Source organism: Microcystis sp. LE19-8.1F (genome assembly GCF_027531715.1).
GTDB classification, from domain to species: domain Bacteria; phylum Cyanobacteriota; class Cyanobacteriia; order Cyanobacteriales; family Microcystaceae; genus Microcystis; species Microcystis wesenbergii_A.
In genome coordinates this window covers 1-9,844 of the sequence record NZ_JAPZSO010000188.1, presented here as the reverse complement: position 1 = coordinate 9,844, position 9,844 = coordinate 1, and the positions used below count along the sequence as shown (strand labels likewise).

General features: G+C 46.8%; 12 protein-coding genes. 1 reads left to right on the top strand and 11 read right to left on the bottom strand.

The window, feature by feature from the left end; all coding sequences use genetic code 11:
- Positions 1 to 238: 238 nt before the first annotated feature.
- The 11 genes from atpA to O9334_RS17630 all read right to left on the bottom strand — a co-directional run bounded on the left by atpA (position 239) and on the right by O9334_RS17630 (position 9,624).
- Entirely contained in the window at positions 239 to 1,747 is a 1,509-nt protein-coding gene (gene atpA / locus O9334_RS17680; RefSeq protein WP_002795849.1) for a F0F1 ATP synthase subunit alpha, read from the bottom strand.
- Positions 1,748 to 1,815: 68 nt separating this feature from the next.
- Positions 1,816 to 2,364 (bottom strand): ATP synthase F1 subunit delta, encoded by a 549-nt coding sequence (gene atpH, locus O9334_RS17675; protein WP_045360743.1) that lies wholly within the window; start codon positions 2,362 to 2,364, stop codon positions 1,816 to 1,818.
- On the bottom strand, positions 2,365 to 2,907 hold the full coding sequence (locus O9334_RS17670) for a F0F1 ATP synthase subunit B (protein ID WP_002800069.1): 543 nt from the start codon (positions 2,905 to 2,907) through the stop codon (positions 2,365 to 2,367).
- A gap of 126 nt (positions 2,908 to 3,033) precedes the next feature.
- Positions 3,034 to 3,465 (bottom strand): F0F1 ATP synthase subunit B', encoded by a 432-nt coding sequence (locus tag O9334_RS17665; protein WP_002769600.1) that lies wholly within the window; start codon positions 3,463 to 3,465, stop codon positions 3,034 to 3,036.
- A 230-nt stretch (positions 3,466 to 3,695) separates the two neighbouring features.
- On the bottom strand, positions 3,696 to 3,941 hold the full coding sequence (gene atpE, locus O9334_RS17660; protein WP_002740068.1) for an ATP synthase F0 subunit C: 246 nt from the start codon (positions 3,939 to 3,941) through the stop codon (positions 3,696 to 3,698).
- Positions 3,942 to 4,171: 230 nt separating this feature from the next.
- A complete protein-coding gene (atpB, locus tag O9334_RS17655; protein WP_002739857.1) occupies positions 4,172 to 4,921 on the bottom strand; it encodes a F0F1 ATP synthase subunit A in 750 nt (249 codons plus the stop codon).
- A gap of 58 nt (positions 4,922 to 4,979) precedes the next feature.
- On the bottom strand, positions 4,980 to 5,342 hold the full coding sequence (locus tag O9334_RS17650; RefSeq protein WP_002739749.1) for an ATP synthase subunit I: 363 nt from the start codon (positions 5,340 to 5,342) through the stop codon (positions 4,980 to 4,982).
- 543 nt (positions 5,343 to 5,885) lie between these two features.
- Positions 5,886 to 6,674 (bottom strand): ion transporter, encoded by a 789-nt coding sequence (locus O9334_RS17645; protein WP_045360740.1) that lies wholly within the window; start codon positions 6,672 to 6,674, stop codon positions 5,886 to 5,888.
- A 79-nt stretch (positions 6,675 to 6,753) separates the two neighbouring features.
- On the bottom strand, positions 6,754 to 7,671 hold the full coding sequence (locus O9334_RS17640) for an NAD(+) kinase (RefSeq protein WP_045360739.1): 918 nt from the start codon (positions 7,669 to 7,671) through the stop codon (positions 6,754 to 6,756).
- Positions 7,672 to 7,694: 23 nt separating this feature from the next.
- Positions 7,695 to 8,672, bottom strand: coding sequence for an SDR family oxidoreductase (locus tag O9334_RS17635; RefSeq protein ID WP_288001511.1), 978 nt, complete (start codon positions 8,670 to 8,672; stop codon positions 7,695 to 7,697).
- Between the two features lie 64 nt (positions 8,673 to 8,736).
- On the bottom strand, positions 8,737 to 9,624 hold the full coding sequence (locus O9334_RS17630) for a S66 peptidase family protein (RefSeq protein WP_288001508.1): 888 nt from the start codon (positions 9,622 to 9,624) through the stop codon (positions 8,737 to 8,739).
- Between the two features lie 58 nt (positions 9,625 to 9,682).
- Between O9334_RS17630 and O9334_RS17625 the strand changes: the two genes are divergently transcribed.
- On the top strand, positions 9,683 to 9,844 hold a 162-nt coding region (locus tag O9334_RS17625; protein ID WP_288001516.1), incomplete at its 3' end, for a DUF2887 domain-containing protein.

Genomic DNA, 9,844 nt, shown 5'->3' with positions numbered 1-9,844 from the left:
GTAGGTTGGGCTTCGGCCGTGAGCTTTTGCGTTCGACAAAAGCTCACGCCGAGGTCCGAACGGTTGAAGCATGAAACCCAACGCCCGCATAGTTTACGCTACCGCTAACCCATCCTACAAATAATTGTGCCTCCCTACTTACTGTTTACTGATTACTGTTTACTGATCACTGTTTACTGATCACTGTTTACTGGTCACTGATAACTGAAAAGGCTGACAGCTTAAAGCTCACAGAAGTTTACTTGAAAGCCTGTTTGTACTCATTGATGCCATCTTTGAGCAGGCCTTCCGCTTCGTCGTTGAGTTGTTTTTCAGTGCTGACGATCTCAACGTAGCGAGGTTTGCTGGTTTTCAGGTATTCGCGTAAACCGGCGCAGAAATCGATAACTTTATCGGTGGCGATATCGTCGAGATAACCGTTTAAACCGGCATAAACCACTGCGACCTGTTCCCAAACGGAGAGGGGGAAGTTTTGGGGTTGTTTGAGGATTTGACGCAGACGTTGACCGCGAGCCAGTTGTGCTTGGGTGGCCGCATCAAGGTCAGAAGCGAATTGAGCAAAAGCTTCTAATTCGTCAAACTGGGCTAATTCTAGTTTTAATTTACCGGCAACTTTCTTCATCGCTTTCGTTTGGGCCGCCGAACCCACGCGGGATACGGAAATACCAGCGTTAATAGCGGGACGGAAACCAGCGTTAAAGAGGTCGGTGGAGAGGAAGATCTGACCGTCAGTAATCGAAATTACATTGGTGGGAATGTAGGCAGAAACGTCACCGGCTTGGGTTTCGATAATCGGCAGGGCGGTCATGCTACCACCACCGAGGGCATCGCTGAGTTTAGCGGCGCGCTCTAGTAAACGGGAGTGGAGATAGAAAACGTCGCCGGGGTAAGCTTCCCGACCGGGAGGACGACGCATGAGCAGGGATAGCTGACGATAAGCTTGAGCCTGTTTGGTGAGGTCATCGTAGATAACTAGGGTTGCTTTGCCTTTATACATGAAGTATTCGGCGATCGAAGCTCCGGTGTAGGGGGCGATATACTGGAGGGTGGCGGGGTCGTTAGCGTTAGCGGCCACCACCACGGTGTAATCCATGGCGCCTCTTTGGGTGAGGGTGTCGATTACTTGGGCGACGGTGGAGGCTTTTTGACCGATGGCGACATAGACACAGATCACGTCTTCGCTTTTCTGGTTAATGATCGTGTCAATGGCGATCGCTGTTTTACCAGTTTTTCTGTCACCGATAATTAACTCCCGTTGACCGCGACCGACGGGAATCATGGCATCGATAGCGGTAATGCCGGTTTGCATCGGTTCACAGACGGATTTGCGAGCGACAATACCGGGGGCGGGGGATTCCACCAGACGGGTTTCGCTGGCGAGGATGTCCCCTTTCCCGTCGATGGGACGACCGAGAGCATCAACCACGCGGCCGACTAAGGCTTCACCCACGGGAACCTGAGCGATTTTACCGGTAGCTTTCACCGTACCGCCTTCTTTAATCCCGAAACCGTCACCCATTAACACTGCACCGACGTTATCTTCTTCGAGGTTAAGGGCGATGCCGACGGTTCCATCTTCAAATTCTAATAGTTCTCCCGACATGGCCTGTTGTAGGCCGTAGATGCGGGCAGTACCGTCACCTACTTGTAGGACGGTTCCCACGTTGGAGACCTGTACTTCTTGGTTATAGGATTCGATCTGTTGACGAATAATCGTGCTAATTTCGTCGGGTCTGATAGCTACCATAGTTTAATCTGGGAAAAGGTAAAAAATTGGGAGGTGAAAAAACGGCAAAAAAGGGAGATTAGATGACCTTAGCGCAGGGAGAGGCTGAGGCGTTGTAGTTGACCGCGAATGCTGGCATCAAAGACCTGAGAACCGACTTTGATCACCACACCACCGATGAGGCTGGCATCAACTTTAGTTTTCAGTTCGACCACATTTGCCCCGGTTAGGGTTTTCACTTTGTCGATGACGATTTGTTTTTGGCTATCGTTCAATTCGGTGGCCGAGGAAACTTCCGCTAAAACGGTGTTAGTCAGCACTCTAGCCAGGGTGAGATATTGTTGACAAACGGGTTCTAAAAATTGAATCCGACGTTTATCGACCAATAACATCATGAAGTTAGTTAAATAGGGGTTGGCGCTGCTCCCCATTACTTGGGAAAGAACGGCTTTTTTAGCTTCTTCTTTGATGACGGGATTGCCGATAAAAGCTCTTAGATCGGGGGCATTTTCCAACAATTCTAAGAGGGATTTAATTTCGCCGCCGATCGCTTCTAATTGTCCGCTGCTTTGGGCGACGGAAAGTAATGCTTGGGCGTAGGGTTCGGCGATTTCTGAACTGATTAAACTTCCCTGCATCTATTTACCTCCTAGGTTGGCCAAACTGCGATCAATTAGGGTTTGTTGTACCGATTCTTCCAGGCCGGCGCTTAATTGGGATTCCACATTAGCTAAGGCTAAAGCGGTAATTCTTTGGCGTAATTCTACTAAAACGCGATCCTGTTCCGCCGAGAGATCTTTAGCGGCACTTTCGCGCATTCTTTGAATATCGAGTTCGGCTTGGGCGGCGATGTCGGCGGTGACAGCTTTAGCTCTAGATCGAGAGTTATCGATAATTTTTTCCGCCTCTTGTTTTGCCAGGGCGAGTTTTTTCTGTTCTTCGGCGAGGGCGGTAGCGGCAATATTTTTCCGGTTTTCAGCTTCGGCTAAAGCTTCAGCAATCTTCGACTGACGTTCTCCGAGGATTTGTCCGAGAACTTTGCGGCCGTAGAAGATGACTAAACCGAGCAGAATCGAGAGGTTAAATAGGTTAGTTCCTAAGATATCGGTGTTGATGCCGAATCCCTCTGCTGCCGCTTCCTTCGCCTCCGTGGCTAATAATAAAATTGTGTCGATGATCATGATTATTGAGGGCGGGGAGTAGGTTGTTCAGTTATCAGTTATCGGAGGTAAGTTTCCAGTCTTCTAACTCCTGATGACTGAGTTCTATCTTTTTACTGATCACTGTTATTAACCAATGGCTGGGGTTTAGCGAACGAGTTCGGGGCCGAGGAGTTTTTCGAGAATTTGACGGGAAAGAGAGGCCACTTGTCCTTCTAGAGAACGAAAGGCTTCTTCTTTCTGTTGGGCAATTTCGGCGGCGACGGCTTCTTTACGAGCGATCGCTTCTTTTTGGGCTGCGGCAACTCGTTCGCTGGCTAGTTTTTGGGCCTCGGCTTGCGCTTGGGCGATAATCTCTTGGGATTGTTTACGCGCTGAACTTAATTGCAATTCGTACTCTTGTACCAGTGCTTCGGTTTTGGCTAGTTGTTCTTTGGCTCCGCCTTCCGTTTGCCGAATATACTCCGCCCGTTCATCTAAAACTTTACTGAGGGGTTTATAAAAAACGGCGTTCAGGATCACTGCCAAAAGAATAAACTGTAGTGCCATCACTGGCAGGGTGGCATCGAAATCAAACATTGATTTATTCCTGATAAATAGAAGCTATAGGCAGGTTCAAAAAAGGAAGACGATCCCCCTGATTTAACAATAAACAGTCAGGGGGAATCACTAAAATTCCCTTAATTAGCTATCAGCCTTCCGTCCCAAAAACTAGATTTTTTAGTTGGCTGCTTGGGCGTTTTTTGAGAGTTTTGAAAACTCCGCTGCCAAGCTGGGGACTGGGGGCTGATAGCCCACTGCTTTTTTAATTAGGCGAAGGGGTTAGCGAACAGTAAAACGAGAGCGATAACCAAACCGTAGATGGTTAAGGATTCCATGAATGCCAAGCTGAGGAGAAGGGTACCACGAATTCTTCCTTCAGCTTCGGGTTGACGGGCGATACCGGAAACAGCTTCTCCAGAAGCGGTACCTTGACCAACACCGGGGCCGATAGCGGCTAAACCAACGGCGAGGGCGGCGGCGATAACGGAAGCGGCAGCTACTGTGGGGTTCATGGTGATTTTTTCCTCTATTTACTAATCAATTTCAATCTGTTGTTTACAGAGCGCGTTCTCAGCCTCAAAAAATGGCTGGTTTTCTGCTCAAAACTCCCGAAAGAGTTTTTGGGAAAGAACGATCCTAGAATTCAGTTGCTCATCCTGAATTCGACCAATAATTTCTTAGTTATTATCCTATTATTTGGACACTTTTTCCTAAGAAATTTTTCTGTTTTCGTCCCTCGCTTTTAAGCGTGTTCTTCTTCGTGTTCCGATTCCAGGGCCTCATGGATATAGGCCCCAGCAAGGGTGGCGAAGACAAGGGCCTGAATAGCGCTGGTAAATAAACCGAGAGCCATCAGGGGTAGGGGTACGACTAGGGGGACAAGGAAGACTAATACGGCCACTACCAACTCGTCCGCGAGGATGTTTCCGAAAAGACGGAAGCTGAGGGAGAGGGGTTTGGTAAAGTCTTCTAAAATTTTGATCGGTAATAGCACGGGAATCGGCTCTAGGTAGTGAGCGAAGTAACCGAGTCCTTTTTTACTGATGCCTGCGTAGAAGTAGGCGAGGGAAGTCAGTAGGGCTAACGCCACCGTGGTATTGATGTCGTTAGTGGGGGCGGCTAATTCTCCTTCGGGCAGTTCGATTAACTTCCAAGGAATCAAGGCCCCTAACCAGTTAGAAACGAAAATAAATAAAAATAGGGTGCCGATGAAGGGCAACCAGGGTCGATATTCCTTTTCTCCTAGCTGGTTTTTGGCTAAATCGCGCAGAAATTCCAGAACGTACTCCATGAGGTTTTGAATACCGCTAGGGACTTTCTGGATTTTGCGGGTAGCGGCGATCGAGGCGATGATTAAGATAGCGAAGACGATCCAGGAGACCGCGATCACTTGCCCGTGAATTTTTAGTCCGCCGATGTGCCAGTACCAGTGTTGTCCCACTTCCAGGGAAGCGAGGCTATAAAAATTAAGCACACTTAAACTGTCTAACATTTCTACCTTAGAGAGATTCGGGTTCGCAAATCAGGGTTATTTTTAACGGTCAAAGGGTTTAGGAATCGGCTTTCTGCTCCAGCTTGAAGATGGTTTGCAGGGTATAGACGATGATCGCCCCTTTATAGGTCAAAAACCCCAAAAAAACTGGCACTATGTGCAGTTCTTGCCAACGACTGGCGATGATGATTAATCCGGCGAATAGGGCTAATCCTTTTTTGCCCACGCGATTTTTCGTTACCCCCAATTTTTCCACTTCCCCGGCGAGGAGTTTTAGGTAAACAACTCCCACCATTGCCCCTAATAGGTAATTAAGGGCGGTATTGAGGGAATAAAACAGCCACACGGGTATAAAGATCAGACCGCTTAAGATCAGGGTGGTGATCAATAAGGTGTTTTGTAGTTGATAGTATTCCCGCATCGGATCTGACGGCGGGTTGGTTTCTGGGGTTGGGGGAGATTCGATCGATGGGTCAGACAAGGTACACCTAAATCAGCGATAGACTAATCTCAATATCTGGATTGCTTTCCGAGCTATGACGCTCAGGTGAGCCACAAGACATATTATCACGGCAGTGGCAACAATTATTAAGCAATTGTAAATTGTCATGATTCCGTCGGCCATCGGTCGTCGGTCGTTAGGAGTCAGGAGACTCCGAGACAGTTATCAGTTATCAGTTATCAGTGGCTCTCTTGGGGTTATAGTGATGAGCAAATCTTATCGAAGAAAGGGCGTAGGCTATAGGTCTCTACCAATCACACAGGTGCAATGTAGGGGCGCAACGTGGTCAGTGAGTTTATCGAACTGCTTGCGCCCATAATGTAACAATGTGAACATTTTTCAGCCAATATCCAAGAGAGCCTTTTCAGTTCACTGATTACTGATTACTGTTTACTGGACGGCTACGCCGTGCCTTTGGCAACACTGAAAAGATCCCCACCCTCCCTTTGGCCAGAATTACTCTCAATCAGGTTTTTTTAAGAGTTTTGCGCCACAGTTTTTACAAAAATTGGCATCTATATCGTGACGGGGTAAACCACAATCTGGACAAGGATAATCAATTTGAGTGCCAGATTTTAATATTTGTTTAGTCAGAGTGCTAATTTGCAAGGGAATTAACAAAACTCCCGTTAAAATCATTAAAACTGTCACCATTTTGCCCCCATCAGAAAGGGGGGTCACATCCCCGAACCCCACGGTAGTCATAGTCACAACGGCGAAGTAAAAAGCATCAAAAAATGTCCGATAGACTTGAGGATTAATCGGGTGTTCGATCTGATAAATTAAACCCGCATAGACAAAAATAATCGAGAATAGAGTTAGTAATATGCGAGTAAATACTATTTGATCAGAAGTTTTAATCCGAAAAATAGAAAGATCGGAACCAAAAAAACGAATCACTCGCAAAATTCTAAACCAGCGAAAAATTCTAAAAAACCTAATATCAAAAAATCCAAAAAATAGAGGCAGAATTGACAATAAATCTAGGATGGAAAAAATATTAAAAACAAAGCCTAGTTTTGATTCCGCACACCAAAACCGAATTAAATACTCTAGGGAAAATAAGCTTAAAATTCCCCAATCAAGCTGACGTAACCACATTTGCCAAATGGCGGATAAGGGATAGGTTTGAGCCACATAAATCCCCAAAGATAGTAAAATTAATGCCAAGATAAGCAGATTTACCGTCAGTCCGATCGCCGTGGTGACATCCTCTAAATAAAAAGCTATCTTGGCACGAAAAGAGAGCATAAATTCAGCTATCAGTAAACAGTAACCAGTAATCAGTGAAATGAAAAATACCATCTGATCACTGATCACTGATCACTGATTAAGGTAATTCCACCGAAGTTGGTTTAGCAATATGAGGCAAACCCCAACCCAATTTTTCCCGGAGGATGCGGAAGAATTCCGTAGATTGCAGACGAATAAAATGGACTTGGTGGGGCGATTTCTGCACATTAATTCGATCTTCTGGCAAGATATAAGAACCGCCATTACCGTCCACTACCATCACCATCCTGTTGGCAGTTGCTGGGAAAATATTCACAGTTTCCTTGTCAGAAAATACCAAGGATCTGGAAGCTAAAGAATGGGGACAAATGGGGGCTAATTGTAATACCGGCACATCGGGAGTTATTACCGGGCCACCGGCGCTGAGAGCATAGGCAGTAGAACCGGTAGGAGTGGAGAGAATCACCCCATCGGCAGCGATATCGACGGGTGCGTGTTCACCAATTTGAATCTCAAAATGACACATACTGGTGAGGGGTTCCCGGTGGACGACCACCTCATTGAGAGAAAGTGCCTCCCAGAGGAGGGTATCTTCGCGAAACAGTCGCACCGTGATCATCGAGCGATTTTCGATGGTGTAATTCCCCTCTAGAACCAGTTCTAAGGCGGGTTCAAGCTGATTTAGGTAAATTTCGGTCAAAAAGCCCATGTGTCCCGTATTGACCGTTAACAGGGGCAAATTGAGGGTGGCCAACTGCCGGGCCGCCGATAGGACTGTACCATCGCCCCCCAACACGATCGCAAAACTTAAATCTTGCTCGAAGTGGGGGGGGACTAACTGATCGATCGGGGTAAAACAAACTGGACGAGAGGGTTTAGAATGGCCTAGCAGGCCACCGCTGCCGGTGGCCATAAACACCTGCCAACCTAAAGAAAGTAGCTGATCTTGTATCTGATGGGCTGTTTTACAAGCGATAGGCTTAATATCGTTGTAAATAATGCCGATTTTGGGCATTGACAAATTTTCCTACTGCTGAATCACGCTTTCTTTTTGAAAGGAGTTTTCTTCTTCTTCTGAGCTTTTTGTTTCTCGAAGTCGATTTCCTTGAGCTTCTTGAGAATGCGGCTAAAGTATTCTTGTAAATAGGATTCTAAAGTAGTTGTTTGACTCGGATCAAGGCCAAATACTTGATAAACTTCTGCCATGGAGGCATCAAGAGCTTGATCACTAGCGAGAACTTCCGCAAAAGCTAGTCGGTCAGATATATTATAAGTCCATTGGAAACAACGGCTTATTCCTCGCATAAAACGCAGTAATCCCATGGGTAAACGCCAAATTTTCCCCTCTTTACCCGATAGGCGCTCGCAAACTTCGATAATTTCTTCAGCTTTCCAAGCTTTGCTGCCGACTACGGGATAGGATTGACCGACGGTTTCGGGGACTTCTAAAGCGCGAACGGCGAATTTAGCGATATCTTGGGTGTCCATGTAGGCGATCGCCGTACTTTCCCCCGTGATCCAGACGGTTTGATTATCTAACATCGGGATGGCGTATTGACCGATTAAACCCTGCATAAAGCCACAGGGACGGAGAATTGTATATTTTAAACCCGATTCTGCCAGAAATTTCTCGGTACAGCGTTTTATCTCCATTAAAGGCACATTGGGATATTTTTCGGCATTGAGAATCGAAAAGAAAATAAAGCGATCGACTCCGGCAGTTTTGGCCGCTTGAATCAGATTAACTTTACCATCCCAATCCACCTGTTTAATGCTGGCTGAGTCCGTCGCCCGGGCAGTAGCGGCATCGATCACCGCGTCCATTCCCTCTAAAGCAGTAATAATCGTACTTTTATCCCGCAGGGTTCCCCCGACTAATTCCGCGCCCCATTCCTTCAAAAAAGCCGCTTTTCTCTGACTGCGGACCAAACAACGCACTTGATGTCCCTGATCGATGGCATGACGCACGATCTGTCTCCCTAGGGTTCCCGTCGCACCGACAACTAATACTTTCATCTATAATTAATTTTTTGTTACATTTGTTAACACTTCTCTAAGATACTATCAAAAAAGTGGATCATTAGGGATAGAAAAATTCTAAGATTCCCCGATCCCCGTCCAGTTCTACCATTGTTCCCACTGGTAAAGCGGCATTATCGCCATCATGACCGAAAGGTAACTCAGCAATAACCGCAATGCCTAAATCGCCCAAACGCTCTTTTAAGACTTCCTCTACGGTTTGACTATCACTGCCGGAGGCCGCCAGACAACGGCTAAAACGACCGAGGGCAATGCCTTTAATTTGGGAGAAAATGCCCAGCATTCGCCACTGAGTTAACATTCGATCGATCCGGTAGGGGGCCTCGGTTACGTCCTCTAGGGCTAAAATTACCCCCTCTAGGGTGGGTTGAACCGAGGTTGCGAGGAGATGGGTGGCTACGGTTAAATTAGCTGGTAATAAGCGTCCCCGCACTTTGCCCCCACCCCAACCTTGACCGACAAGAGGGGCTAAAGGACGACCTTCTAGGAGAGAAAAGAGGCGATCGATTGATTGGGGACTTTCTTGGGCTAAGGTGGTTAAAACTGGCCCGTGAACGCTACAAATGCCCTGTTTCGCTAAACTCCATAAAATCCCCGTCACGTCGGAAAAACCGATTAACCATTTGGGGTTAGTTTTTGCCCATGTCCAATTTTCCAAGAGGCGAGCGCTACCGTAACCCCCCCTAGCGCAGAGAATTGCTTGACAATCGGCATCTTGCCATGCTTGGGCTAAAGCTTGACGACGTTGCTCGTCGCTACCAGCGAGATAACCGAGACGATTGGCCCAATTCTCGCTAAATTCCACTTGATAACCCCTCGATCGCCAGATTTCTACGCCTTTTTCTAGGGCGGCTAATTCCTTGACGGCTCCACTGGTGGCCACCAGAGAAACTTTAGCACCGGGTTGCAGAAACGATGGGATGATCATAGATTAATTCTCTTTTGTTGGCGGATTAAGCGGAAATTACAGGTAATTTTGTGACAGCATGAAAACTGACAGCATATTCTATCGAATGTTTCTCGATTTTCCCGATTCGTTCTTTGAATTAATCGAACGACCCGATGTTATCGTAAGCAATTATCGATTTACTTCCCAAGAAGTTAAACAACTAGCTTTTCGATTGGATGGTTTATTTTTGCCGCTCGAT